Annotated in this window: 27 protein-coding genes and 1 tRNA gene; 4 read left to right on the forward strand and 24 right to left on the reverse strand. The window is 62.7% G+C overall.

Annotated elements, in window-relative coordinates:
• Positions 1 to 266: 266 nt before the first annotated feature.
• Together ACYVKR_RS09495 and ACYVKR_RS09500 are read right to left on the reverse strand one after the other, a co-directional pair.
• Positions 267 to 824: a hypothetical protein gene (locus ACYVKR_RS09495; protein ID WP_460480581.1), complete on the reverse strand. Its 558-nt coding sequence runs from the start codon at positions 822 to 824 to the stop codon at positions 267 to 269.
• Between the two features lie 455 nt (positions 825 to 1,279).
• Positions 1,280 to 2,314 carry a LysR family transcriptional regulator gene (locus ACYVKR_RS09500; protein ID WP_460480583.1) on the reverse strand — a complete coding sequence of 345 codons (1,035 nt, stop codon included), beginning with the start codon at positions 2,312 to 2,314 and terminating at the stop codon, positions 1,280 to 1,282.
• A 649-nt stretch (positions 2,315 to 2,963) separates the two neighbouring features.
• Between ACYVKR_RS09500 and ACYVKR_RS09505 the strand changes: the two genes are divergently transcribed.
• Positions 2,964 to 3,962, forward strand: coding sequence for a helix-turn-helix domain-containing protein (locus ACYVKR_RS09505; protein ID WP_460480584.1), 999 nt, complete (start codon positions 2,964 to 2,966; stop codon positions 3,960 to 3,962).
• Between the two features lie 1,091 nt (positions 3,963 to 5,053).
• Here the strand turns inward: ACYVKR_RS09505 and ACYVKR_RS09510 are convergent.
• The 11 genes from ACYVKR_RS09510 to petA form a co-directional block, all read right to left on the reverse strand.
• Entirely contained in the window at positions 5,054 to 6,889 is a 1,836-nt protein-coding gene (locus tag ACYVKR_RS09510) for a DUF927 domain-containing protein (protein ID WP_460480586.1), read from the reverse strand.
• Positions 6,889 to 7,350: a CHC2 zinc finger domain-containing protein gene (locus ACYVKR_RS09515; RefSeq protein WP_460480587.1), complete on the reverse strand. Its 462-nt coding sequence runs from the start codon at positions 7,348 to 7,350 to the stop codon at positions 6,889 to 6,891. Before ACYVKR_RS09515 ends, ACYVKR_RS09510 begins: the two co-directional genes overlap by 1 nt.
• Positions 7,350 to 7,544, reverse strand: a complete 195-nt coding sequence (locus tag ACYVKR_RS09520) for a helix-turn-helix transcriptional regulator (protein WP_460480588.1) — start codon at positions 7,542 to 7,544, stop codon at positions 7,350 to 7,352. The genes ACYVKR_RS09515 and ACYVKR_RS09520 overlap by 1 nt, the downstream gene beginning before the upstream one ends.
• Positions 7,545 to 7,699: 155 nt before the next feature.
• Positions 7,700 to 8,638 (reverse strand): hypothetical protein, encoded by a 939-nt coding sequence (locus ACYVKR_RS09525; RefSeq protein ID WP_460480589.1) that lies wholly within the window; start codon positions 8,636 to 8,638, stop codon positions 7,700 to 7,702.
• Between the two features lie 25 nt (positions 8,639 to 8,663).
• Positions 8,664 to 10,019: a tyrosine-type recombinase/integrase gene (locus ACYVKR_RS09530; RefSeq protein ID WP_460480590.1), complete on the reverse strand. Its 1,356-nt coding sequence runs from the start codon at positions 10,017 to 10,019 to the stop codon at positions 8,664 to 8,666.
• A 41-nt stretch (positions 10,020 to 10,060) separates the two neighbouring features.
• Positions 10,061 to 10,136, reverse strand: a tRNA-Thr gene (locus ACYVKR_RS09535).
• 57 nt (positions 10,137 to 10,193) lie between these two features.
• Positions 10,194 to 10,721 (reverse strand): stringent starvation protein B, encoded by a 528-nt coding sequence (locus tag ACYVKR_RS09540; protein WP_460480591.1) that lies wholly within the window; start codon positions 10,719 to 10,721, stop codon positions 10,194 to 10,196.
• Between the two features lie 42 nt (positions 10,722 to 10,763).
• Positions 10,764 to 11,375, reverse strand: coding sequence for a glutathione S-transferase N-terminal domain-containing protein (locus ACYVKR_RS09545; RefSeq protein ID WP_460480592.1), 612 nt, complete (start codon positions 11,373 to 11,375; stop codon positions 10,764 to 10,766).
• A 116-nt stretch (positions 11,376 to 11,491) separates the two neighbouring features.
• Positions 11,492 to 12,253 carry a cytochrome c1 gene (locus ACYVKR_RS09550; RefSeq protein WP_460480593.1) on the reverse strand — a complete coding sequence of 254 codons (762 nt, stop codon included), beginning with the start codon at positions 12,251 to 12,253 and terminating at the stop codon, positions 11,492 to 11,494.
• 20 nt (positions 12,254 to 12,273) lie between these two features.
• Positions 12,274 to 13,722, reverse strand: a complete 1,449-nt coding sequence (locus tag ACYVKR_RS09555; protein ID WP_460480594.1) for a cytochrome b — start codon at positions 13,720 to 13,722, stop codon at positions 12,274 to 12,276.
• A 10-nt stretch (positions 13,723 to 13,732) separates the two neighbouring features.
• Positions 13,733 to 14,329, reverse strand: coding sequence for a ubiquinol-cytochrome c reductase iron-sulfur subunit (petA, locus tag ACYVKR_RS09560; RefSeq protein WP_460480595.1), 597 nt, complete (start codon positions 14,327 to 14,329; stop codon positions 13,733 to 13,735).
• Positions 14,330 to 14,498: 169 nt separating this feature from the next.
• Between petA and mscL the strand changes: the two genes are divergently transcribed.
• Complete coding sequence (gene mscL, locus ACYVKR_RS09565) at positions 14,499 to 14,927, forward strand: large-conductance mechanosensitive channel protein MscL (RefSeq protein WP_460480596.1); 429 nt, start codon at positions 14,499 to 14,501, stop codon at positions 14,925 to 14,927.
• 95 nt (positions 14,928 to 15,022) lie between these two features.
• Here mscL and pdxA read toward each other — a convergent pair whose 3' ends face one another.
• Complete coding sequence (pdxA, locus tag ACYVKR_RS09570) at positions 15,023 to 16,060, reverse strand: PdxA family dehydrogenase (RefSeq protein WP_460480597.1); 1,038 nt, start codon at positions 16,058 to 16,060, stop codon at positions 15,023 to 15,025.
• A 69-nt stretch (positions 16,061 to 16,129) separates the two neighbouring features.
• Complete coding sequence (locus ACYVKR_RS09575) at positions 16,130 to 16,882, reverse strand: Nif3-like dinuclear metal center hexameric protein (RefSeq protein ID WP_460480599.1); 753 nt, start codon at positions 16,880 to 16,882, stop codon at positions 16,130 to 16,132.
• Positions 16,883 to 16,999: 117 nt separating this feature from the next.
• On the opposite strand from ACYVKR_RS09575, the gene ACYVKR_RS09580 reads away from it, so the two are divergent.
• Positions 17,000 to 17,482 carry an AmiS/UreI family transporter gene (locus ACYVKR_RS09580; RefSeq protein ID WP_460480600.1) on the forward strand — a complete coding sequence of 161 codons (483 nt, stop codon included), beginning with the start codon at positions 17,000 to 17,002 and terminating at the stop codon, positions 17,480 to 17,482.
• Here the strand turns inward: ACYVKR_RS09580 and ACYVKR_RS09585 are convergent.
• The gene (locus tag ACYVKR_RS09585) at positions 17,466 to 18,785 is read right to left on the reverse strand and encodes an MFS transporter (protein WP_460480602.1); all 1,320 of its coding nucleotides are present in this window, start codon (positions 18,783 to 18,785) and stop codon (positions 17,466 to 17,468) included. The genes ACYVKR_RS09580 and ACYVKR_RS09585 overlap by 17 nt on opposite strands.
• A gap of 364 nt (positions 18,786 to 19,149) precedes the next feature.
• On the opposite strand from ACYVKR_RS09585, the gene ACYVKR_RS09590 reads away from it, so the two are divergent.
• The gene (locus ACYVKR_RS09590) at positions 19,150 to 20,316 is read left to right on the forward strand and encodes a Do family serine endopeptidase (RefSeq protein WP_460480603.1); all 1,167 of its coding nucleotides are present in this window, start codon (positions 19,150 to 19,152) and stop codon (positions 20,314 to 20,316) included.
• A 125-nt stretch (positions 20,317 to 20,441) separates the two neighbouring features.
• Here ACYVKR_RS09590 and tatC read toward each other — a convergent pair whose 3' ends face one another.
• From tatC to hisI, 8 genes are all read right to left on the reverse strand, one after another.
• Positions 20,442 to 21,251 carry a twin-arginine translocase subunit TatC gene (gene tatC / locus ACYVKR_RS09595; RefSeq protein WP_460480605.1) on the reverse strand — a complete coding sequence of 270 codons (810 nt, stop codon included), beginning with the start codon at positions 21,249 to 21,251 and terminating at the stop codon, positions 20,442 to 20,444.
• 41 nt (positions 21,252 to 21,292) lie between these two features.
• Positions 21,293 to 21,814: a Sec-independent protein translocase subunit TatA/TatB gene (gene tatB, locus ACYVKR_RS09600; protein WP_460480607.1), complete on the reverse strand. Its 522-nt coding sequence runs from the start codon at positions 21,812 to 21,814 to the stop codon at positions 21,293 to 21,295.
• Positions 21,815 to 21,887: 73 nt separating this feature from the next.
• Positions 21,888 to 22,127, reverse strand: coding sequence for a Sec-independent protein translocase subunit TatA (gene tatA / locus ACYVKR_RS09605; RefSeq protein WP_460480608.1), 240 nt, complete (start codon positions 22,125 to 22,127; stop codon positions 21,888 to 21,890).
• Positions 22,128 to 22,170: 43 nt separating this feature from the next.
• Positions 22,171 to 22,527: a histidine triad nucleotide-binding protein gene (locus ACYVKR_RS09610; RefSeq protein ID WP_460480609.1), complete on the reverse strand. Its 357-nt coding sequence runs from the start codon at positions 22,525 to 22,527 to the stop codon at positions 22,171 to 22,173.
• A 119-nt stretch (positions 22,528 to 22,646) separates the two neighbouring features.
• Positions 22,647 to 23,750, reverse strand: a complete 1,104-nt coding sequence (locus tag ACYVKR_RS09615) for a patatin-like phospholipase family protein (RefSeq protein ID WP_460480610.1) — start codon at positions 23,748 to 23,750, stop codon at positions 22,647 to 22,649.
• Positions 23,743 to 24,132: a DUF4870 family protein gene (locus tag ACYVKR_RS09620; RefSeq protein ID WP_460480611.1), complete on the reverse strand. Its 390-nt coding sequence runs from the start codon at positions 24,130 to 24,132 to the stop codon at positions 23,743 to 23,745. Before ACYVKR_RS09620 ends, ACYVKR_RS09615 begins: the two co-directional genes overlap by 8 nt.
• Entirely contained in the window at positions 24,129 to 24,524 is a 396-nt protein-coding gene (locus ACYVKR_RS09625; RefSeq protein ID WP_460480612.1) for a phosphoribosyl-ATP diphosphatase, read from the reverse strand. The genes ACYVKR_RS09620 and ACYVKR_RS09625 overlap by 4 nt, the downstream gene beginning before the upstream one ends.
• Before the next feature lie 32 nt (positions 24,525 to 24,556).
• Positions 24,557 to 24,946 carry a phosphoribosyl-AMP cyclohydrolase gene (gene hisI, locus ACYVKR_RS09630; RefSeq protein WP_460480687.1) on the reverse strand — a complete coding sequence of 130 codons (390 nt, stop codon included), beginning with the start codon at positions 24,944 to 24,946 and terminating at the stop codon, positions 24,557 to 24,559.
• Positions 24,947 to 25,008 lie beyond the last annotated feature (62 nt).

Below are 25,008 nucleotides of genomic sequence, written 5' to 3' on the forward strand. Positions count from 1 at the left end.
TAAAGGTCCATACCGGGTTGCCGTTCACGATTTGGCGGTCGTTGACGAGCGGCGCAAAGGGGCCGTACACCAGCTCGTTCGTCTGCTGCACCTGCGCCACGGCGGCAGGCGAGGCGGCCAGCAGCAGGCCAGAGATGAGGCTGCCGATGAAAAATCGGAGCAACCGCCCCGCAGAAGCGCAACCGGCCGCGCCTGCAGGCGCACCAAGCGCCGATACCAGAGAGTGGCGCATCGCCCCAGAGGCAGCATCCGTCTTTATTGTCAATTTATTCATCGCACTCTCCTCTGGAACCCATCGAAGCCACATTCCCCTGCGCGCCCCATGACGGCGACATGGCAAACCGTTGAGGACTGCAGACATATCGCCTCCGGCGATTGGCTCGACCTTGAATTGCTTCTTTTTTAGGAGCTGTTAGCGCTTTATCATCAATGGATTTAGATACATTTCTATCCAATCCTCTCTTGCTGCTTGCGCTACCAGCTATATTTTTTGAAGCAAGCACTTTCGTGCCCCGTGAGAATCCCGACGTGACCGGGCTCGCCTGCCCGGCTTGCTTTTGAGGGTGCTGATGTAACCGGGGCTGCGCGGCCGCGTTGAACATGGCGGGCAAGCGCACTGCGCTGCCATCTACGCCAGGCATTGCAGGCTCGCGAACGCTGTAGCAGTGATGCCAAGGCTGCAGACGGTTGAGCCATCCGCTGGACGCGGCAACCGCAGCCATGGCCTTGTCTGGCGCATGGCCTGCCAGGCCACCGCCGTCGCACAGCCCGGGATCAATAGCCCATGGAATCGTAGCTGGGGTATTTCTTGTTGATTCGATCATCACTACTCACCTCTTGTTATCAAGGCCTTGCATCAGCGCCACAAGGCATATTCAGCTGGAGCATCTGCGCAGGCACGAACGCATCCCAATGACGCAATCGCACCCCACAATCAATAGCCATTCGCTATTGATTGATGAAAAATAAGAGAAGCCATCAGACACGAGTCCGGCCCACCAATGGAGCAGAACCATCCAGGACAGTCTCCGTATATTTCTTTATTTTTAAAATCAAGGCTATGCAGATTTAAAAATCAAAACCAATAATATTTCGTTATTGAATGCTATCAACGGTAGAAATTAAAATCAACTTCAAATCCTGATTGAATAATTTTTGACAATCCTAAATAAAACAAAGCAAACGGTAAATTTCAAAATAAATAATGCAAATCCAACAGGTATTTAAATTTTTATTTTTGAAACTCAAAATATCGCAACCAAAGCCATATTGATTTGCGCTACAGGCCAGCGCGAGACGAGGCAAAATCGGTGGCGAAGGCGGGCAATGACTTCTCGCGCAGAAAATCCCAGCAACTGCGAATCAACGCCTGGTGCTGGGACGACGCCCTGCGCCGCATGAGGTAGATGTGCTGCGACAGCGTGGGCGACCGCAAGGCATGGACGCTCAGGTCTGCACGATGCAGGCCACCCGCATGGAGGCGAGGCATCAGGCCAATCCCCAGCCCGCTGTCCAGCATGGCTGCGAGGGATGCGACGTGCTCCACGAATTGGATGCGGGCAACCGCCACCCCTTGCTGCTCCAGCACATGGGTCGCCATCTGCTGCGAACCCTGGGTCGCAAGAATCACCAGGGATTCACCCTTCAGCTCGCTCCAGGGCAAAGACTTCAGTGGGGCAAACCGGTGGCCTGCCGGCAAAACAGCCACGATGTCGTCCTCGATCACCAGATGGCTTTCCAGTGACTCGTCTGGCGCAGGATTCAGGCCGATGCCGATATCGATTTCGCCGGAGGCGAGCGCGGCACCAATGCCATTGGCGTGCATATCACTCCACTCCAGCAGCACCAGGGGGTGGTCCTTGTGCCATTGCGCAGCCCACGGCGCCACAAGATGTGCAACGGCAGGCATGCAACCCACCCGCAATGCCTCGACCTTGTATTTCAGCAACCGCCGCAAATCCGCCATGCCCACGCGATGGCTGTTCACCAGCCATTCGACCTTGGGACGAATGGCCTCTCCCGCCGCACTGAGGCGAACATGGTGGGCGCTGCGATGGAAGAGCACCGTGCCCACGGAGATTTCCAGATCCCGGATCGCTATGGACAGCGCAGGCTGGCTCATCGACAGCGCATCCGCCGCACTCTTGAAGCTCAGGTGCTCGGCAACCTCTTTGAAACAGGTGAGCTGCCTCAAGGTGGGATCGCGCTGCGTCAGTTCGACGGCCACTTCCTCGCTTGCGGTGTCTCCCGCCATTTCCATATTTTTTATAGAGTAGCCCATTGCATTATCTCGGATGGATTTTTTAATTCTCAAGATGAGACTCGCCTGTCATAAAAATCACCAGATCCAGGCGCATCCCCATATCTGGACTCAGGGCAGGAATTGGCCTCCCCAGACTCTGACTCTTTACGGCCTGAACCCGCGCGCTTGAAAACTTCCGCAGACGTTTCGCAGCCAGAAATATCTCGTCTGCGCCTGACGATATGCAGCTCCTTGGCGAAGCGCATCGCCTCCCTCGGATTCCTGGTGTTTCTATTCAAAAATAGCCCCAAGGCCACGGCGTTGGAATCGTAGTAGCCCCTCCGGCTCATGAGCAGAATTTTTCTTCGGAGTGGATAGAAGAACATGAACATCCTGATTTTCATCCACGTGCGAAGCACGAGAAAGCGGTGCAACATCATCGAAATGCCCTTAATCAAAAAACCCAATAAATCAAGCACACTTCAATAAACAAAGTTGAATTAACAAAACTTCAACTTGATTTTCTGCTTCATTTGAAATTTAAACGCTATAGAATGGATTCAAGTTTAAAGAGACGCCCTGCGTGGCGCTTGCCGGAAAGCGACATCCGATTTGTCTGGAAGTGACAGCTTGCAGAAGGAGTACCCCGGTTGGCAGCCCGAAGGTGCCCCATACCGCCCAGTGGCCATGGAGCACCGGGCCCTCAAGTAGCCGAGGTCCTATGAGCCCCCTGCTGGTACCCCACTCGCATACATCCACTGACTCGGTGTCAGCGGACGAACGCCTGGACTTCTGGATGGCTCACTGCGCCTCGCAAATCCTCGGCATGACGGTCTCTACGCATGATCCGAAGGGATTGCAGTGCGATATGCAGAGCTTTGGCCTGGACGGCGTCGGCATCGCCGATGTGCGGGGCAACCAGCATGTGATCGAGCGCACCCGGTCGCTGCTGAGCACGCACCCCAAGGACTCGGTGTTCGCCTGCATCATGGTGCAGGGGGAAGCCTTTGTATTCCAGGGCGGACGCTGCACCCAGGTGCGCCAGGGCGATGTCATGGTCCTGTCCACCGCGCAGCCGTATATGTATGGGTTTTCGGACAACATGCGGCAGCTCATCGTGGAGATCGACGCTTCCCGTGTGCGATACGGGCGCGGGGATACATCCCTGAAAGAACCGATTCCCGTCGATCAACGCCTGCGCTCGGGCCGCTTGATCGCGTCCTCGCTGCGACGCATGGCGCTGGACTTCATCGAGTGCCCAGAAATTGCCAGGGCTCCTGGCACGGCCGAGCAGGCCCGCATGTTGCTGCAATCAGTGGTCAATCCCTACGCGGCCCAGGAAATGCAGGACAGCGCGGCCTGGCGCCTGCTGCAAGCCGAAACCTTCATTGCCGCCCATCTGCATGACCCGGCACTCGATGTTGCGATGGTGGCCAGCGCCATGAACATGTCTGCGCGCCAACTCCACCGCGTTTTCGCGCACAGTGAGCGCAGCGTCAGCGAGCTGATCTGGGAGTGCCGCCTGGAGCGTGCGCACGAGGAACTGGTTGCTGCCAGCCTGCGCGGACTGTCCGTGGGCGACATAGCGCACCGCTGGGGGTTTGCGGACCAGGCCCATTTCGCGCGAGCCTTTCGTGCACGGTATGGCCTGGCGCCAACGCAGTACCGGCGCATGCGTGCAGAAAAGGTGCATGTTGATCAGCGTACGATGCTCTGCTGAGGCATCTCTGCGGGAATCGAACAATCTCAAACGCCACCTATTGCTGCACGCGCAAACTGCGGAAATCCGTCGCCTTCTAGACTCGACACCTTGCACAATGAGGCGCAAGGTCAGTGAGCGGTTAGAGGGCCGATAAAGGTCAACATACAGCAGACCACGCGAAGAATTACCGCCCCCCGTGAGCGCGGACGCATGCGCGCGCAGGATCAACATCGCTCCCAGCTCCGCTGCGGCTGCGCCGCAACGACGACTGATAGGCGCGCGTGGCACTGCGCCAATCCCGCGATGCCCTAACCGTCTACTCACTATTCAAGCCGCCATATTCCCCACTGGAACCAGTTCCGAAACCATCATGCCCCCGGTGGCCTGAATTGGCAGAGCGCTCCCCGCGCACGCGCGCATGCGTGCGGTACCAAACGCAAACCAACGTTGACCGCTCATATTCATGGCGGAATATTCGACCAGCGGTGGAACCATAAAAGGAACCAGCACAGGAACCAAGCGAGCCATTCCTCAGCGGTAGTCCTCTCGAAACATCTGCATCAACTCCGCGCGGTGCTCGGGCTTCGCTTCGAAGATTTCCTCTCTCATCTGCGCTCTAGCTTGGGAACTATCGCGCCAGTAGCCACAGGCACACATGGCAGCCTGAAGCAACTCTTCTGCCGTACAAGTGAACCCTTGAACCGTGGGTGCTACCTCGACCCCGTGGGCCCTGGCCACAGAGGGGCATGGAGAGCGAGCCGCAGCGTCCACACCATTCATCCTTTCCAGCGCCTTAAACATCCCGCGCAGCACTCCATGCGCCATAACTTCCGTCCTCCATGTCCAGCGCGCTTCGCTACCGGCATTCGTGTGTTTGGGGCTCCAGGGGTTCCAGGTGTCCAACGCTCATGAATGCTCAGGATTCGCTGGAACACCTGGCATTACCCATAGGTTCCAGAGGTTCCACGTCAAGCGCGCCGCCTCCCGGAACACCTGGAACACCGGCAATCAGGCCAGGTGTTCCAGCGCAAAGCTGCATGCGTGTTGGATTGGACACCTGGCACACATGGAACACCTCAAAGCCAAGCTGATTGCATGCCTTGCAACTGCTATGCGCCCAACAAGGCCGCATTGACGGCGTATACGCGCACACGGTCACCACTGATGCGGCGCAAAACCGAGCGCTTGCCGTCCGCCCCAGGTTTTGGCAACGCCCCCACTTCCTCCAGCACGTCCAGCCCGCGTTTCAGGTCAAAGCCGGTTAATGCCTCCTTCATGCCGCTTGCGGTGAAAAGGTAGACGCGATCGGGGCCGGCATGCTCATGCCAGCCCGCGCGATCGCGGATCAGCATGGCACGTTCAGGGTCGGCATCAACCGCGCTAAAACGGCTGTCGCCGTGGCGCTCGATGAAGCCCTGTACTTTCTCCAGCACCTGCGTGCGCTCCAGGTTGCCGTCCGTCGTGCCGCGCTGGGCCAACCAGGCATGGAAGCATTCCGCAGCGGCCTGGGTGGGCTGGCCGGGTTGCCAGGGTGTCACACCGTAGCCCGTTGCCAGTTCTCCAGCCAGCGCCAGCACGGCAAAGCGTTCGGCCGCACGTGCGGCCTGCCCATCGCCGGGTGCAGCCACAAACTGCGGTACTGCCTTGATGGCTTGCAGTGCTTCAGACAAATCTGTGTCCGCATCACCCGTCAGCGCACGCAGAAACTGCGGCCCGGCGTGGCCATGGTGTGCTTTGCAAGCATTCTTGAGTGCATCGCTGAATACTGCGCCGGAGGAATAGCCGTGCAGATTGTCCCAGGCTCCATAGGTGCGCTGGGCAGGCACATCCAGCAAGCGCACCGTCTGGCCCGCTTTCTGGCGATAACCACCCTCGGCCATGCTGGTGCCGATGGTGCGCTCACCGGTGGACAGGACGCTGCAGCGCCAGCGACTCACCGCGCGAGCCGCGCCAGCACGAGATGCGCGTTGCTTGCCCCGTCCGTTGCCCAGGCTGTAGACAATGGCTCCTACGTCCTTTGCATCGCATTCGCTGATCTCGTCCAGGGCCAGCAGCGAATCATTGAACAGCGCTGCCACGCCCTCCATGCCGTTGCTGGTGGCCCTCCAGGAACGCCGGAAGCCCGGGCCGCCCCACACCGAGCAGGCGGCATCGATGGCCGTAGTCTTGCCAGTGGAGGAGTCGCCCACCAAATGCACGCCACCGCTATCGGCGTTGACGCGGCTCAGCACCGGGCCAGCGAATGCAGCGCAGATAGCCAGCATCAGCAGGGGATTGCCGATCGCCAGTGCGGCCACGTTCTGCTGCCAGTCTTCAAGCAAGCCCTTGGTCACGTATTCATCGCTGAGCCTCTCGCCGGACTGGAAGACCACGCCGCCAGCATCGGGGCCAATCACCTCGGCGGGCAACACAAAGGCCTGCTCGGTCGCCCAGCCGGTTTGCGTAACACAGCGAATGCGCTTTTCAGGGGTGCGCGCCTGCAAATAGCGCCCCAGCATTTGATGCTGGCCGGGGTCGATTTCCAAACCCATGTACAGCAGTTCGCCGCGCAGGTCAGCACCATCGGCGCGCAGCAGTTCCATGGGCATGGCCCAGGTACGCCACTGGCCCAGCGTGGTCTTGAAACGCAACTGGCGCCCGAAGTTGCTGCCGTGCTCGTCGGTAGTGACTGCATCGATGTACAAGGGGCTGCATATCCATTGTTGCGTCAACGCCGGGGGTTCATCTTTCTTCCTGGAAGGCGTGATGCTGAAGTACCAAACGCCGGGACGCTGCGTGGTGCCGTCATGCTTGAACCAACCCTCAAATACCCGGAAGCAGGGGCGCTCGTTCTCGCCCGGAATCAGCGGCTCGGTTTGCTTTGGCTGATCGTGCATCAACGCAATAGGACGTGCCTCAATGTCAGCATCCAAGGCCGCCACCGAATGTGCAAATGCTGTAGGCATCAAGGGAACACCTCCATGATGCGGGCAATGCGGCCTGCTGCCGTCATCAGGCGAACGCGGTCTGCGTCGGTCAACACCACACCATGCGCGACGTTGCCGGCCGCAACGGCGGCCAGCATGGCTTCGGCGTGCAAGATTTCCAAGGCGGCACGAGGGCTAATCGGGGTCGGGCGCTGTGTTGTGGGCTTGCTGCCCTCGACCCATGCGCCCAGTTCCTTCGCGGCTGCAGCGAAGTCCTGGCCGTAGGCAGCCATGTGGTAGGCCAGCACATCACCACCACGGGCTCCGCAACCAGCCATGCAGACGAAGGCGCCAGAGGCGGTATTGATGCGCATGCTGTCGCTGCCACCGTGGAAGTTGCATGCGGTAGTGCGCCACTTGCCTTTGCGCTCACGGAATTGCACGCCCTGGCCCTCGTAGTAGGCCACCGCATCTGGCAGACGGGTGCGATCGAAGGCCATTACACGCCCTCCTTTACCTGCGCATCGCGCCAGTTGAGCAGCTCCGCCACATCGAAAATGGTGCAGCGCGTGCTCAGGTGGCGCGGCTTGGGGAAGTCAGGGCGGTCTTTGGCCCAGCGCCAGAGGGTTGAGATACCGATGCCCAGCAGTTCGGCGGCATCCTTGGGGCGGACGGTTTGGGGGGCGAGACTCATAGTCACCTCGTTCGATCCCGCGTGGCACCATGCCAGCGATTGAGGTGAATTCCGATGCCGGGGTATTTCTGGCCCGCCCAACCCCGGTGAAGTTCATTCGAGAACCCCGTCGAATCGCCAGAATCAACCCCGGTCAAGAGCCCGTTTTGCCCCGGTCAATCATCCTCACGGGGGTCAAGAACTGAGCGGGGTGCATACGCCTCCGGAAAGTACCTCTGCAGCAGTGCCCAACCCTTGTCTTGACCTAGTGGACGGCGGCCACCACGGTTGCGGCGCTTGTCATCCATCAGCCATTGCATAACCTCGAATGGACAAAACAGTGGTTCGGCTATCTGGCCGCGACCACCCAACCCCGTGACCTTTCGCGCGGCCCGCAATCGTGGTGTATCTCTCAGATTCTTGAACCAAGACAAGTCCATGCCCGTGAATGGCCCAAAAACATCAATCAGTCGTTGGCGCGTTGCCAGCTTGGTCGTATCAACTGCATTCTGGCGCGGTACAGCGTTCCACGCTGCAGGGGCAGTCACCTCCTGAGGTGTGATTGCCGGCATTTGTTGCGACACGGGATCACCTGCCGCCCCATCCACTCCCACACTTTTTGGCGCTTGCGCAGCTACATCATCTCCCGCAGCGAAAAGCTCATCCGTGCGGATATGGAGCGGCGTTGCGCGTGTTCCGTTTGGAGCCAACTCTACATACACCCGCCCGCCACCGGGCTCGTATGCTTCCCGCACGTAGCGCGCCTCGCCATTCAGGACGGCTTCAAGTGTTGCCTGGTCGGCCAGCAGATAACCGCGATAGGGACGTAATTGCAGGGGGTGCCCTGGATTGGGGTTGGGCAGGTCGGAGACAAAGCCATCGAACATGAAATACAGCCCGAAGCGCCCTTGCGCAGCGGCCTGAACAACGTTCAGGCGCGGAACCCCAAAGCGCTCGGCCCAATGGTCAAGCTTGGCAATAGGTAGCTTTTTCACCTCGCTCAAAGCATCCGATCGGATGCCACCGCCTCCCGAATCAGGGGCTTCTTCAGGTTGACGGGAAGCTCGGGTTTTTCTGCCCGGTTTCGAAGCGGAACTGGTTGAGGTGCGGTTCATCTGGCTAAAGGATCTGAAAAGGGGTTTATGCCTGCAGCCGTACCACTTCAGCTCCGGCCTTGAGCTTGTCCAGGTAGTCGGCCCATGCTTGCAGCATTGCCCTGCGCTCCTCCAGGTATTCGGCCCTGTCATAGGCCCCGCCGTGGGTGATTTGTCCCCGATGGGCAAGTTGGTACTCGATCACGTCCTTTGGGTAGCGCAGCTGTTCGCGAATCATGGTGCGGCCCGTTGCCCGGTACCCATGCCAAGTTTGGATACCTCTGTAACCCATGGCATTAAGCGCAGCGCTTACCGCCGCCTCTGACATAGGTGTTTTGGGATCGCGAAGGCCTGGGAACACGTATTCACGATGGCCCGTTAGCGGCTGGAGTTCTCGCAACACCGCCACCACCTGTCGAGGCAGTGGAACCAGATGCTCAGCCCCATTCAGCTTCTGAGCCTTGGTACGCTTCATATCGGCACTGGGGATAGCCCACATGCCGTTCTCTAAATCTATGTCGGCCCATCGCATCGCTCGGATGTTGCCGGGCCGTTGGAACAATACCGGAACGATGGCGAGTGCGGCACGCACCACCGGGCCGCCTTTGTAGCCATCGCAGGCCCGCAGCAACTCACCCAACTTAGCAGGGTTGGTAATAGCCGGGTAATTCTGCTTGGTGTGGGTTTGCAGCGCCTTCTTGATGTCCTGGGTGATGTCCCGCTGAGCGTGGCCTTCGGCAACGGCGTATTGCCAAACACCACGAGCCGTCAGCAGTACTCGATGCGCCACATCCAGAGCCCCACGCTCCTCCACTTTGCGGATCACCTTCAACAATTCGGGCGGCTCGATGGAACCGATGGGCCTGCTACCGATAAAGGGGTACAGGTCTTTGGAAAGGTTGCGGCTCTCGCGCTTATAGTGGGAGTCGCTCCATCCGCCCTTCTTGGTTTTCAACCAGGCATCACCCACAGCCTGCACAGTGTTTGCCGTCGAGGCCATCACTTCGGCTTCACGGGCTTTTTTTGCCTCACTCGGGTCTACGCCCTCGGCAAGCCATGCTCGCGCTTCTTCACGGCGCTTGCGGGCCTGTGCAAGGGATACAGCCGGGTAAACACCCAGCGCCAGAGTTTTCTGCCTGCCCCCAAAGCGATAGGCCATGCGCCAGTACTTGCCAGCGGCCATGACATGCAGGTAAAGCCCGCCGCCATCGCTGTGCTTGTCGCCTGTTGGCCTGCCTGAGTGCTTGGTTTGCTTGACGAATGTGTCCGAGAGCGGCATTTGTTGGTACCTCGTGCTGCTGGCATGCAACGTGCCAACAAAAATACCAACAAGATGCTGGTATGTCCAGAGAAGACCTGAGACTATGCCAGACGAAGAAAAACCCGCAATACCAAGAGGCATGCGGGTTTCTAGAGGTCTTGAGACTATCCAAGACAGTCAAATGGTGCCGCTTGTCGGAATCGAACTGACGACCTACCGCTTACAAGGCGGTTGCTCTGCCAACTGAGCTAAAGCGGCGAAGATTTCGATTCTATACGGGAATATTGCGGGCGGCGGCCTTCGCCGCCATTTCCGTTATTTCACCCGCTTGAGGGATGGACGTCCACCCGTGGGCGGAGGCTTGGGAGCCTCCGGCGGGTCGTCGGATTCATCGATTACCACACTGCCCTGGCTGGGTACGAGTTGCACCACGGCTGGGCCGCCCTCCGCGTCCGGCTCGGCAGCGTCGGCAGCGGCTTGCAGCGCCTGCATGGAGGCCTCAGCGTCGCCTTCCAGCAACTCCGGCGGCGGCGGAAAGCCCATGCCCTGTCCCGTCTCACGTGCAAAGATAGCCACCACCCGGCTCACCGGGATCACGATCTCGCGCGGCACGCCGCCGAAGCGGGCGGTGAACTCGATGTAGTCATTGCCCAGCTTCAGCGCGTTGGTCGCGTCGTAGCTGATGTTGAGCACGATCTCGCCGTCCTTGACGAACTCGCGCGGCACCTGCACGGTACGGTCTGCGCGCACGCTCAGGTACGGCGTCAGGCCGTTGTCGTTGCACCATTCGAACCAGGCTCGGATCAGATAGGGCTGGGTGGAAGTGGTCTGGATTTCGCTCATCACCATCTCTTTGCTGCGGCCCTTGCAGGGGCCGCGGCGGGGTTACTTGCGCATCACCTTTTCGGACGGCGTCAGCGCCTCGATGTAGGCGGGGCGCGAGAAGATGCGCTCCGCGTACTTCAGCAGCGGCGCGGCGTTCTTCGACAGCTCGATGCCGTAGTAGTCCAGGCGCCACAGCAGCGGTGCGATCGCCACGTCCAGCATCGAGAAGCCTTCGCCCATGATGTACTTGTTCTTCAGGAACACCGGGGCCATCTGGGTCAGGCGGTCACGGATCTGCGAGCGGGCTTTCTCGAGAGCCTTTTCGTTGCCCTTGGTGCCGCGTTCCTCGAGCGTGTGCACGTGGGTGAACAGTTCCTTCTCGAAGTTCAGCAGGAACAGGCGCACGCGCGCGCGTTCCATCGGGTCGCCGGGCATCAGCTGCGGATGCGGGAAGCGCTCGTCGATGTACTCGTTGATGATGTTCGACTCGTACAGGATCAGATCGCGCTCGACCAGGATGGGCACCTGGCCGTAGGGGTTCATCACATTGATGTCTTCGGGCTTGTTGAAGAGGTCCACATCGCGGATCTCGAAATCCATGCCTTTTTCAAACAGCACAAAGCGGCAGCGGTGGGAAAAAGGGCAGGTCGTTCCCGAATAAAGCACCATCATGGTGTAAGACTCCTAAAAATCAAAAGAGTGGGCAGCCATCAAACTGCCCACTCTACACAAATCGACAACCGGAATTCAAGCCCCGCAGTCCGCCGGGCTTGATCATCGCAGCAGAATTACTTCACGTCCTTCCAGAACGCAGCGTTCAGGCGCCAGGCAATCACGGTGAAGCCCAGCAGGAAGAGCAATACCCAGACACCTACGCGAACTCGGGTGTTTTGCGCCGGCTCAGCCATCCATTGTAGATAGTTCACCAAATCACCCACATTCTTATCGTATTCCTGGCTCGACATCTTGCCCGGCGTCACTTGCTTCCACTCCTTGAAAAGCTCGACCTTGTGGCCGTGGCTTTCGCTCTCTTCATAGACCGGAACGCGCGCGCCCTGCAGTTCCCACAGCACATGGGGCATGCCCACCGACGGGAAGGCCAGGTTGTTCCAGCCGGTCGGCTTGGTCTCGTCCTTGTAGAAGGTGCGCAGGAAGGTGTACAGGTAGTCCGCACCGGTGCCATTGTGGCCGGCACGCGAGCGCGCCACCAGGGTCAGGTCGGGCGGATTCGCACCGAACCACTCCTTGGCCTGGCGCGGATCGATCGCGGCCTTCATGGTCTCGCCGACCTTGTCGGTGGTGAACAGCAGGTTGTCCTTGATGTCCTGGTCGGTCAGGCCGATGTCCTTCAGGCGGTTGTAGCGCATGAAGGCAGCGGAGTGGCAGCTCAGGCAGTAGTTCACGAACAGCCGGGCGCCGTTCTGCAGCGAGGCAGTGTCGGTGGTGTTGACCGGTGCCTTGTCCCAGGCGATGCCGCCTTCGGAAGCGTGCGCCGCGGCCCCCAGGGTCAGGCCCAGTGCGGTCAGCGCGGAGAGAACGATTTTTTTCATCATGGTGTGGTTCCTCCTGGTCAGTGCGCTGCGAAAGTGACGCGCTCGGGCACGGGCTTGGGCTCGCCCAGGCGGCTCCACCACGGCATCAGCAGGAAGAATCCGAAATAGAACAGCGTGCCGACCTGCGAGACCTTCTCGCCGATGGGCGACGGCGGCTGCACGCCCAGGTAGGCCAGGATGACGAAATCGATCACGAACACGGCATACACGTACTTGTGCCAGCTCGGACGGTAGCGGATGGACTTGACCGGGCTGCGGTCCAGCCAGGGCAGGAAGAACAGGATGATGACCGCGCCGCCCATCACCACCACGCCCCAGAACTTGGCGTCGATGCCGGCCAGCGCCTTGATACCGGTGAAGGCGAACGCGCCGAACAGGGCCAGCACCACCAGGCCTACGATCACCAGCAGGCCCTTGAGGGCGCCAGCAAGGCGGGTCTTGACGCAGACATAGGCCACCGCGATCACGAGGATGGCGGAGATCGCGTACATCATCTCGGTGGTGATGGCGCGCAGCATCGAGTAGAACGGCGTGAAGTACCAGACCGGGGCGATGTGCGAAGGCGTCTTCAGCGGATCGGCCGGGATGAAGTTGTTGTACTCGAGGAAGTAGCCGCCGAACTCAGGGGCGAAGAACACCACCGCGGTGAAGACCATCAGGAACACGGTCACGCCGAAGATGTCGTGCACCGTGTAGTAGGGATGGAAGGGCACGCCGTCGAGCGGGTGGCCGTTGGCATCCTTGGGCGCGTTCGCGCCCTTGATCTCGATGCCGTCGGGGTTGTTCGAACCCACGTCGTGCAGCGCCAGCAGGTGGGCCACGACCAGGCCGAGGAGCACCAGCGGCACGGCGATCACGTGGAAGCTGAAGAAGCGGTTCAGCGTGGCGTCGCCCACCACGTAGTCGCCGCGGATCAGCAGCGCCAGGTCAGGACCGATGAAGGGGATGGCCGAGAACAGGTTCACGATCACCTGGGCGCCCCAGTACGACATCTGGCCCCAGGGCAGCAGGTAGCCCATGAAGGCTTCGGCCATCAGGCACAGGAAGATCGCGCAGCCGAAGACCCAGACCAGCTCGCGCGGCTTGCGGTAGCTGCCGTACAGCAGGCCGCGGAACATGTGCAGGTAGACCACGACGAAGAAGGCCGAGGCGCCGGTGGAGTGCATGTAGCGGATCAGCCAGCCCCAGGGCACGTCGCGCATGATGTACTCGACCGACTCGAAGGCCTTGGCGGCGTCGGGCTTGTAGTGCATCACGAGGAAGATGCCGGTGACGATCTGGATCACCAGCACCAGCAGCGCCAGCGAGCCGAAGATGTACCAGAAGTTGAAGTTCTTCGGCGCGTAGTACTCCGACATGTGGACGCGGTAGGCGTCGAAGGCTGTCGGGAAGCGGTTCTCCAGCCAGTTGCCGAGCTTGGCGCTGGCCGGGGCGTTGGGCGAGATGTCCTTGAATTCGTGTGCCATGTCGTATCCCTCAAGCCTTCTTGTCTTCACCGATCAGGAGCTTGGTGTCCGACAGGTACATGTGGGGCGGCACCTCGAGGTTGTCCGGTGCGGGCTTGTTCTTAAACACGCGGCCCGCCATGTCGAACGTGGAGCCGTGGCAGGGGCACAGGAAGCCGCCCTTCCAGTCGTCGGGCAGCGAGGGCTGCGGACCGGGCACCAGCTTGTCGGTGGGCGAGCAGCCCAGGTGGGTGCAGATGCCGACGAGCACCAGCACCTCGGGCTTGATCGAGCGCCACTCGTTCTTGGCGTACTCGGGCGTGGGATAGGAGGTGCGCTCCGACTTGGGATCGGCCATCTGGCTGTCCAGGGCGGGCAGGCCATCGAGCTGCTCCTTGGTGCGGCGCAGGATCCACACCGGCTTGCCGCGCCACTCCGCGGTCATCTTTTCGCCGGGCTTGAGTTCGGAGATGTCCACCTCCACGGCAGCACCTGCGGCCTTGGCCTTTTCAGACGGCTGGAACGATGACACGAAAGGGACGGCGGTTGCCACGCCGCCAACGGCGCCAGCGCAGCCGGACGCGATCAGCCACGTCCGTTTGCTGGAGTCGATGGGAGAGTCACTCATGGGGGGGATCCTCGATGTACTTCGCTTAGCTTTTGAGAGCATGTTCTTAACCATGCGCTCGTGTTTCGGGCGGATTGTAGCGGAGGGTAAATCAAGAGTTCAATGCGCCCAAACCCTTGGCCGTCTGCGATACTGCAGTCTTTGTTCAGCATCAGAGGAGTGGCAAAAAATGAGCTTCATGAAAGAGTTCCGCGAATTTGCCGTCAAGGGCAATGTGATCGACCTCGCGGTCGGTGTGATCATTGGCGGTGCGTTCGGCAAGATCGTGGATTCGGTCGTGGCCGACCTGATCATGCCGCTGGTCGGTCTCATCTTCGGCAAGCTGGATTTTTCCAACTACTTCCTGGCGCTGGGCTCGGTGCCCGAGGGCACGGCCCATACGGTGGAAGCCGTGCGCAAGGCCGGCGTGCCGGTGCTGGCCTACGGCAACTTCATCACCGTGGCGGTGAACTTCATCATCCTGGCCTTTATCATTTTCCTGATGATCAAGCAGATCAACCGCCTGAAGCGCGAGGAACCTGCAGCCCCCGAAGCCGCACCCGCAACACCGGAAGACATCGTGCTGCTGCGTGAAATACGCGACAGCCTGAAGAAATAACTGTGGAGTAAATGCAACAAACTGGCCGTCCCCCGGGCTTGCCAGCCATTGTTTGCAATCCTTGAAAGCAGCCTCCGGGCTGCTTTTTTCATGCCTCAGGAGGCCGCCAGCGCCCTGGCCATGCGCACGGCCTCGATCAGGCTGGAGGCATCGGCCACGCCCTGGCCGGCGATGTCGAAGGCGGTGCCGTGGTCGGGGCTGGTGCGGGTGAGCGGCAGGCCCAGCGTCACGTTCACGCCCTGGTCCAGGCCCAGGTACTTCACGGGGATCAGGCCCTGGTCGTGGTACATCGCCACCACCACGTCGAACTCGGCCGGCTTGTCGGCCGCGTGGCGCGCGCGCATGAAGACAGTGTCCGGCGCCTCGGGGCCGACGGCGGCGATGCCCTCGGCATGCGCCGCCGCGATGGCGGGCGCGATGTGCTCGATCTCCTCGCGCCCGAACAGCCCGCCCTCGCCCGCATGCGGGTTGAGCCCCGCCACCGCGATGCGCGGCGCACGGCCCAGCGAGCGCAGCAGCGAGGCGTGGGTGATGCGGATGGTCTGCAGCACGTTGTCCTGGCTCACCGCATCAATGGCGTCGCGCAGCGAGACATGGATGCTGACCAGCACGGTGCGCAGCGCATCGTTGGCCAGCATCATGCGCACCGGCATCTGCGCCAGCGGCACGCCGGCGTGCTGCGCGGCCTCGGCCTGCAGCAGCTCGGTGTGGCCGGGGTAGTGCACGCCGGCCAGTGCCAGCGCCTCCTTGTGCAGCGGCGCGGTGACCAGGCCGGCGATCTCGCCGCGCAGCGCGGCGCGCGCGGCCCACTGCACGCATTCGGCCGCGGCCCGGCCGGCCTCGGCCTGCACCTGCCCCCAGGGCAGCGGCCCCGGCAGGCCAGGCAGCGGCAGCACCGGGATGCAGCGCGGCGGCACGGTCGCGGCCTCGGCGGCAGCGCTCAGTTCGGCCACCGGCAGCAGCACGTCGCCCGGCCGCGCGATGCAGGCCGCAGCGCGGCGCAGGGTCTGCACCTCGCCGACCACGAAGCAGCCCTGCATCACCGGCCCGGCATCGCGGAAGGCCTTGGCGATGATCTCGGGGCCGATGCCGGCGGGGTCGCCCTGGGTGATGGCCAATAGCGGTAGGGACATGGTATTTGAATAAAAATCGGCTCTAGCGCTTATGCATCAAGCGCTAAAAGCTATATATTTAATAGCAATCTAGGCCGGATTGTCGATCTCGATGAACTCATGCGCCAGCCCGAGCTGTGCCGCCACATGCCCGGCCGCGGCCGGCGCGCCGTAGCGCTCGGTGGCATGGTGGCCGGCGGCGAAGAAGCTCACGCCGGTCTCGCGCGCCAGGTGAGCCTGCGGCTCGGAGATCTCGCCGGTCACGAAGGCGTCGGCCCCCGCCGCGATGGCGGCCTCGAAGAAGCCCTGCGCGCCGCCGGTGCACCAGGCGATGCGGCGGATCGGATGGACATTCTCGCTTGTCGCCGACGTGACGAAGCGCCCCAGCACCTGTTGCAAATGCGCCGCAACGGCGGCCGGCGGCTGCTCGGCCACGCTGCCGATGAAGCCCAGGTCCTGCTCGCCGAAGCGTGCGTCGGCCTCCCAGCCGAGCTGCCGGCCAAGCTGGGCGTTGTTGCCCAGTACCGGATGCGCATCCAGCGGCAGGTGGTAGGCGAAGAGGTTGATGTCGTGCTTGATGAGGCGCTCGATGCGCTGCTTCATCCAGCCAGTGATGCGGCCGTCGTAGCCGCGCCAGAACAGGCCGTGGTGCACGAAGATGGCATCCGCGCCGGCGGCGATGGCCGCGTCGATCAGCGCGCGCGACGCGGTGACGCCGCTCACGATCTTGCGGATCTCCGCCCTGCCCTCCACCTGCAAGCCGTTGGGGCCGTAGTCCTTGAAGCGCTCGGGCTGCAGCAGCTCGTCGAAGGCGCGTAGCACATCCTGCCGTTGTATCGTCATCGCGCAATTGTCTCAGATGGGGCATTTCTCTTATGCCCGCAGGGTGCGAAAAAGGCGTGGGCAAAGCCTCTAAGCTAGCGCGCCTTCCATTCCACCCTCTAGCTCTGCGGATTCCCCATGCTCGGCGTTGCACTCCTTTTCATCGGCGCGGTCCTGATCGTCAACGGCCTGTCCCTGGCAGGCCGCGTCGAGCCGCGCGACACGGTGGTGCTCAACCTGCTGGTGGGATTGCTGGCGCTGTTCACCAACCTGCTCGGCCTGGTGCGCGGCAGCGGCACGCCAGACTACTTCGCCAGCGCCGGCGGCCTGTTGTTCGCCTTCACCTACCTGTATGCGGCCGCGACAAACTGGTTCGGCCTCAAGGGCGAGGGCCTGGGCTGGTACAGCGGCTTCGTGGCCGTCAGCGCGCTGGCCTATGCCGCGGCCGAGACGGACTGGCGCATGGCCGTGCTGTGGCTGCTGTGGTCCAGCCTGTGGCTGCTGTTCTTTCTGTCCATGGGCCTGGGCCGCCGCCTGCGCCTGCTGCCGCACTACACCATCGCCTGCGGCGTGGGCACCTGCTGGGTGCCCGGCCTGCTGATGCTCAGCGGCCGCTGGTAGGCTGCCAGCCCCTGCAGGCCAGCGGCCAGAAGCCCAGCACCGCGCCCAGGATGCCCATGGCCGCCACATAGTGGGCCGGGGCCATCACATCCGTCTGCTGCCAGACCGAGACCAGCATCGGCGTGAGCCCGCCGAACACCGCATAGGCCGTGTTGTAGGCGAAGGACAGGCCGGTGAAGCGCACCGGCGCCGGGAAGGCGCGCACGCCGACCACCGGCAGCAGCGAGATGCTGCCCACGAAGAAGCCCACCAGCGCATACGACCATAGCAGCGAGGCCTCGGTGCCCGGCAGGCCCAGGTAGAACAGGTAGGCCGTGGCGCTCATGCCCAGCCAGCCCAGCACCATGGCCGTGCGGGTGCCCAGGCGGTCCGACAGCCAGCCCCAGAACACGCAGCCCAGCGTCAGCGTGACGGTGGCCAGCGCATTCGCCTGCATGGCCAAGGCCGGGGCGATGTGGAACACCTTCTGCAGGTAGGCGGGCGTGAACAGCACCACCACGACGATGGCGGTGGACAGCACCCAGGTCATCAACGCCACCAGCACGCAGGCCGCGCGGTGGTCGCGCAGGATGGTCTTAAGCGGCAGCTCGCGCCCTGCCTGCTTGCGCGCCTGCAGCTCTTGGAACACCGGCGTCTCGTGCAGGAAGCGGCGCAGGTACACCGACACCAGGCCGAACGCCCCGCCCAGCAGGAAGGGCAGGCGCCAGGCCCAGTCGTGGATCTCGGCGGCGCTGTAGCTGCTGTTGAGCCACACGCCGATGATCGAGCCCAGGAAGATGCCGCCAGTGATGCCCGAGGTGAGCGCGCCGATGGCAAAGCCATAGTGCCGCGCCGGCGCGTGCTCGGCCACGAACACCCAGGCGCCCGGCATCTCGCCGCCGATGGCCGCGCCCTGCAGCACGCGCATCAAGAGCAGCAGCAGCGGCGCCGCGATGCCGATGGACGCATACGTAGGCAGCAGGCCGATCACCAGCGTGGGCACGGCCATCAGGAAGATCGACAGCGTGAACATCTTCTTGCGGCCCAGCACGTCGCCAAAGTGCGCGATCAGCACACCACCCAGCGGCCGCGCCAGGTAGCCAGCGGCGAAGATGCCCAGGGTCTGCAGCTGGCGCAGCCAGTCGGGCATCTCGGCCGGAAAGAACAGCGAACCGATCACGTTGGCAAAAAAGACGAACACCACGAAGTCGTAGAACTCCAGGGTGCCGCCCAGGGCGGACAGGCCCAGGGTCTTGTAGTCGCCGCGCGTCAGCGCGCGGGCAGGCGCCGCTGCGGCGCCTTGGGGGAAGGTGTGCGAAGTCATGTGTCCTCTAGCTTTCAGAAGACAGCGCGGTGCGATGCGGCGCAGTTTTGAGCGCAATCACCGGGTTCGGGGATCGCCGGGGTACGGGATCGGGGCAGGCAAGCCTGGAGGATGGCCAGTTCGCGAGGAACCGCAATGTGCAGGAAAGGCGCAGTCGAAACGACGATTTTAGGTAGTAACCCTAGGATTGCTCGCCCATACGGGCATCGCCATCGGCGATTCCTGCAGTCGCCAGGCGCGATGAAGTGCTGCGCCGCCACCGTGAACCCACCGCGCACAGGCACGGATGACATAATCATCGGCATGCAGGGCCGCCGCCGGCGCGCCCAGACCCCATGCCCCTCTTCCCCTCCTCATCCGCCCTATGAAACGCCTCTGGCTTCTGTTTGCCCAGGTGGTCACCGTACTGCTTGGCATTTATTTCGTCGTGGCCACCTTGCAGCCCGGCTGGCTGCAGCGTGGCGGCGCCACCCGCAGCAGCGCCGGCATCGCGCTGATCGAGGCACCCGACAACGCGAGCAGCCGCGCCTCGGTGGCCACCAGCAGCTTCAGCCCGGCCTCCAAGAAGGCGGCGCCGGCGGTGGTGAGCATCAACACCAGCACCGAGGTGCGGCATCCGCGCGCCAACGACCCGTGGTTCCAGTTCTTCTTCGGCGACCAGGGCACGCAGTCGCAGGCGGGCCTGGGCAGCGGCGTGATCGTCAGCCCCGACGGCTATGTGCTGACCAACAACCACGTGGTCGAGGGTGCGGACGACATCCAGGTCACGCTGACCGACGGCCGCCAGGCCAGGGCCAAGGTCATCGGCACCGACCCGGAAACCGACCTCGCCATCCTGAAGATCGAACTCGACCGCCTGCCCGTCATCGTGCTGGGCAACTCCGACAGCATCGAGGTCGGCGACCAGGTGCTGGCCATCGGCAACCCCTTCGGTGTGGGCCAGACGGTGACCAGCGGCATCATCAGCGCGCTGGGCCGGAGCGAGCTGGGCATCAACACCTTCGAGAACTTCATCCAGACCGACGCCGCCATCAACCCCGGCAACTCCGGCGGCGCGCTGGTGGACGTGAACGGCAACCTCGTGGGTGTGAACACCGCCATCTACTCTCGCTCGGGTGGCAGCATGGGCATAGGCTTCGCGATTCCCGTCTCGATCGCCAAGAACGTGCTCGACAGCATCGTGCGCGACGGCAAGGTCACGCGCGGCTGGATTGGCGTCGAACCCAACGACCTGACGCCCGAACTGGCCGAGACCTTCGGCGTGAAGGCCAGCGAAGGCGTCATCATCACCGGCGTGCTGCAGAACGGCCCGGCCGCGCTGGCCGGCATCCGCCCCGGCGACGTGATCACCCAGGTGGCCGAGCAGCCGGTGCGCCATGTCTCGCAGCTGCTGTCCACCGTGGCCACGCTCACCCCCGGCAAGGAAGCCCCGCTGACCGTGCGCCGCGGCGAGGCCACGCTGCAGATCAATGTCACCCCCGGCACCCGGCCCGAAACCCGGCGCCCCAGCGGGCAATTGCGGCGGCGCTAAGGTGGTGCCAAGCCGAGGGGCCATCAAAAAGAATAGCTGCTCGCACTCACCAATAAACAATTTTCAATAGAAAAGCGGCTGGATTGCTTGCACAGCAAGCGCCAGCCGCTCTTGTTTTTGATAGCTCAGGACTGCTGCTGGTCGGCCGCCGAAGCGCCCTCCCCGGCATCGTCCGGCTTCTTGGCATTGCGCGTCAGCCACGAGGCGCCGAGGATGCCGATCTCGTAGAGCACGCACATCGGGATCGCTAGCGCCAGCTGCGAGAACACGTCGGGCGGCGTCACCACCGCGGCGATCACGAAGGCGACGACGATGAAGTAGCCGCGGAAGGACTTGAGCTTGGCGATGTCCACCAGGCCCACGCGCACCAGCAGGATCACCACGATCGGCACCTGGAACGCCAGGCCGAAGGCGATATACAGCGACAGGATGGCCTCGACGTACGAGGCGATGTCCGGCGTGGCCGCCACGCTCGCCGGCGTGAAGTGCTGGATGAAGCCGAACATGCGGTCCAGCACGAACAGCTGCACGAAGGCGATGCCGATATAGGCCAGCAGGCTGCCGATGATGATCAGCGGCATCGCGAAGCGCTTCTCGTGCGAATACAGGCCCGGCGCCACGAAGGCCCAGAGCTGGTACATGATCCACGGCAGCGCCGCCAGCACCGCCGCCATGCCCAGCACCTTGAGCGGCACCAGGAACGGCGAGAACACGCCCACCGCGATCAGCTTGGCATCGGGCGGCATGTGCATCTTGATGGGACGGGCGATGAAATCGATCAAGCCGTCCGGCCCCGGGAAAAACGCCAGCACGGCCAGCGCCGCCAGCACCCCGTAGACGCAGAACAGCAGCCGGTTGCGCAGCTCCATCAGGTGCTGCACGAAAGGCTGCTCGGTGCCAGCCAGCTCATCTTCTTGGGAACGGTTATCAGACATGGATCAGCCAGCGACCGCGTGGGCCACAGAAAAAGTGCAGGTCACGACGATGACTTCCGGGGCCTGAAGCGCGCGACCCGCGCCGCACCCGACTGCACGTGGGTGCGCACCCCCGCGCTCTGCTTGTACCACTGCGGCGTCGCGCCGCGCTTGAGCCGCCACTTCTTGCCGGGGTGGCGGTAGGCCGGCGTCACCGCCGATGCCGTGTAGCTGCCGTAGTCCTCGGCGTACGATTCGGTGGACGAGGACGTGCTGTCGCTGCCGGAGAGGCTGCGCTCCACCGCGCCGACCTCGTTGTTCCAGCCCTTCTCGAAATCGGCGGCGTTGGTGCGCACGGAGCTTTCCACATCGCGTGCGGCCGTCTCCACCGAGTCCTTCATCTTGCGCAGCTCGTCCAGCTCCATCGAGCGGTTGACCTCGGCCTTCACGTCGGCCACATAGCGCTGCGCCTTGCCCAGCAAGGCCCCTACGGTGCGCGCCACGCGCGGCAGCTTTTCGGGCCCGATCACGATCAGCGCGACAGCGCCGATCAAGGCCATCTTGGAAATGCCTAAATCAAACATGCGTGCATAGTCGCCAGCAAGGTGTGTCCGTCAGCCAGGGCCGCGCTCGCAGGCACGGCCGCCCGGCGTTGGGTCAGCCCTTGTTCTTGGCTTCCACGTCGATGGTGGTCTTGTCGGTGGTGGAGGACTGGCCGACCTGCTGCTGCGGGCTGCCGGGGGTGCCGGCCGCTTCGCCGCCTTCCTTCATGCCGTCCTTGAAACCCTTGACCGCGCCGCCCAGATCAGAACCCAGGTTCTTCAGTTTCTTGGTGCCGAACACCATCACCACGATCAACAGAACGATCAGCCAATGCCAAATAGAAAGCGATCCCATGAGAAATCTCCTAGTGAACAGGACACATTTTAAAACCGAGCAATCACCCCACGCGCCAAGGACGTGGCCCGCCCATGACATGCACGTGGAGGTGGTGCACTTCCTGGCCGCCATCGACGCCCGTGTTGACCACCACGCGGTAGCCGCCATCGGGATACGGGTTGCAGCCCTGCTCCAGGGCCAGAGCGGGAATCTTGGTCATCAGCCGCCCCAGCACCGGCGCATGCTCGGCGCTCACCTGGGCCATCGAGGGCACGTGCACCTTGGGCACCACCAGGAAATGCACCGGCGCCGCCGGCCGGATGTCGCGGAACGCGAACAGCTCCTCGTCCTCGTAGACCTTCTGCGAGGGGATATCGCCCGCGATGATCTTGCAGAAAATGCAGTTGGGGTCATGCATGACCGAATCCCTAAAGCGTAAAACCAAAGCGCCACAGCATAACGCAGCCTGATGACATATTTGCCGTCGCCCACCCTTACGTACTACCCGCAGCGCGGACGCGCGGGGGGCGCTGGCGGTCAGGCGTCATGCAGTTCCGAGCGCACGCCCACGTCCTTGCGGTGGCGCTCCAGCCAGCGCTGGCCGCTGGACTGGCCCTTGTCGAACAGCTCCAGCACAAAGCTCATGTTGGCCTTGGACTTGCTCGACGCGCCATAGGACTGCAGCTCGCGGCCGCCGTCGATGTGGTGGATCAGCATGTTCTTGTACAGCGCCGGATCGAGCCGCCCCTGCTCCAGCAGGCGCCGCACGAAGGCGATGGCGCGCAGCTCGGCCAGCAGGCTGGCGTTGAAGGTGATCTCGCTCATCCGGTCCAGGATGTCCTGGGCACTGTCGGGCAGGCCGTGGTATTCGGCCGGATTGAGCTGCACCAGCAGCACATCGTGGTTGCCGGTGTGGTAGATCAATGGGTAGATCAACGGATTGCCGGAATAGCCACCGTCCCAGTAGTTCTCGCCATCGATGTTGACGGCCTTGAACAGCATGGGCAGGCAGGCCGAGGCCATCACCGCGTCAGCCGTCAGCCGCGCGCCGCTGAACACGTCAGCACTGCCGGTGCGCACATTGGTCGCGCAGACGAACACCTTGGGCGCGTGCTTGCCCTGCTCTTTTTGCAGGAACTCGAAATCCACCACCTTCTCGAGCAGGCCACGCAGCGGATTGATGTCCAGCGGATTGGTCTGGTAGGGCGACAGCCACTGCGCCATCATGCTGAGCATGGGGTTGTTCTGCAGCGGCGCACCGAAGAACAGGCTGCCCAGCGCGCCCACGCCTTCCCAGAACTTCTTCAGCAACTCGCGCGCCAGCGCACAGCCGGCCTCATGGCCCTTGGCGCGGTCGGTGTGCTCGCTGGCGCCCTTGCCGTAGCCGTAGGCGAACACCACGGCATTCATCGCGCCGGCACTGGTGCCGCTGATTGCCTCGACCCACAGCGAGCGGTTCTCGAGCAGCGCATCGAGCACGCCCCAGGTGTAGGCGCCGTGCGAGCCGCCGCCTTGCAGGGCCAGGCTCAGCGGCGCCGTGTTCTCATCCGGCCCCTTGCTCAGCGGCGGAAAGGACTGCTTGCGCTTGCCTGGCGGCACGAGCGGCGCGACGCCGCCGATTCCTGCTGCGACGTCAGCCATCGATCGCCCGATCCTTGTTCATCGCCACCATGCCGCGCACGATGCGGTAGAGGAACCAGATGGAGATCACCGCCCAGGCGATCATGCCGGGCACCAGGAAGAACAGCCACAGCGGCAGCGTCACCAGATAGAGCACACCGGCCCAGATCACCGAGCGGATGCGCCACGAGAAATGGCTGGCCTGCCAGGTGCCGCGCGCGTCGTCGCGCTTGACCAGGTCGATCAGCAGCGCAATCAGCAGCAGCACCAGGCTGGGCTGCGCTCCCGGCACCACGGCGGCCACCGCCACGACCAGATGCAGCAGGTAGCTGACCCAGCCCCAGGTCTTGAGGCTTTCCATCTCCTGCGGATCCACGGCCTTCACTTCGATCACATCGCTCATGAGGGACTCCCTTCTTCGCTGTCACGACTCTTGACCTTGCGCAGCGCCTTTTCCTCCAGGCCGCTCAGGCCCTCGCGCCGCACCAGCTCGTTCACCACATCCTGCGGCGTCAGCCCATAGTGCGCCAGCGCCACCATGGAGTGGAACCACAGGTCCGCCACCTCGTACACCAGCTTGGACGCCGGCGCGCCATGGTCCACGTCCTTGGCGGCCATGACGACTTCGGTGGCCTCCTCGCCGATCTTCTTCAGGAACGCATCCGGCCCCTTGTGCAGCAGCCGCGCCACGTAGCTGGCCTCGGGGTTGCCGCCGTTGACAGGCTTGCGCGACTCCAGCACCTCGGCCAGGCGGGCCAGGGCATCGGCAGAATCCAGGGGTGCGGTAGAGGTCATACGGTCTTGCTTATCGGTTCGGGGGTTGCGTGTTATTTGTAGATGGATTCCGGGTCTTTCAAGACCGGATCCACCGGCCGCCACTGGCCATCTTGCAAAACACTGTAAAAACAGCTGTGCCGGCCGGTGTGGCAGGCAATGCCCGGCTCGTGGCCGAGCTGGGTCACCCTGAGCAGCACCACGTCGTTGTCGCAGTCGATGCGGATCTCGTGCACCTGCTGCACATGGCCCGACTCCTCGCCCTTGAACCACAATTTGCCGCGCGAGCGGCTGAAGTACACCGCCCGCTGCAGCTCTGCCGTCTTTTGCAGCGCCTCGCGGTTCATCCAGGCAAACATCAGCACATCGCCGCTGCCCTGCTCCTGCGCAATCACGGGCACCAGGCCCTGCGCATCCCACTTTACGTCGTCCAGCCAAGTCATGCAGCCATTGTCGGCGATCTGGGATGCCCCTGGAAAGGGCTTGCGCCCTGTCGTGCAAGCAT

It is taken from the genome of Comamonas humi (genome assembly GCF_054782535.1).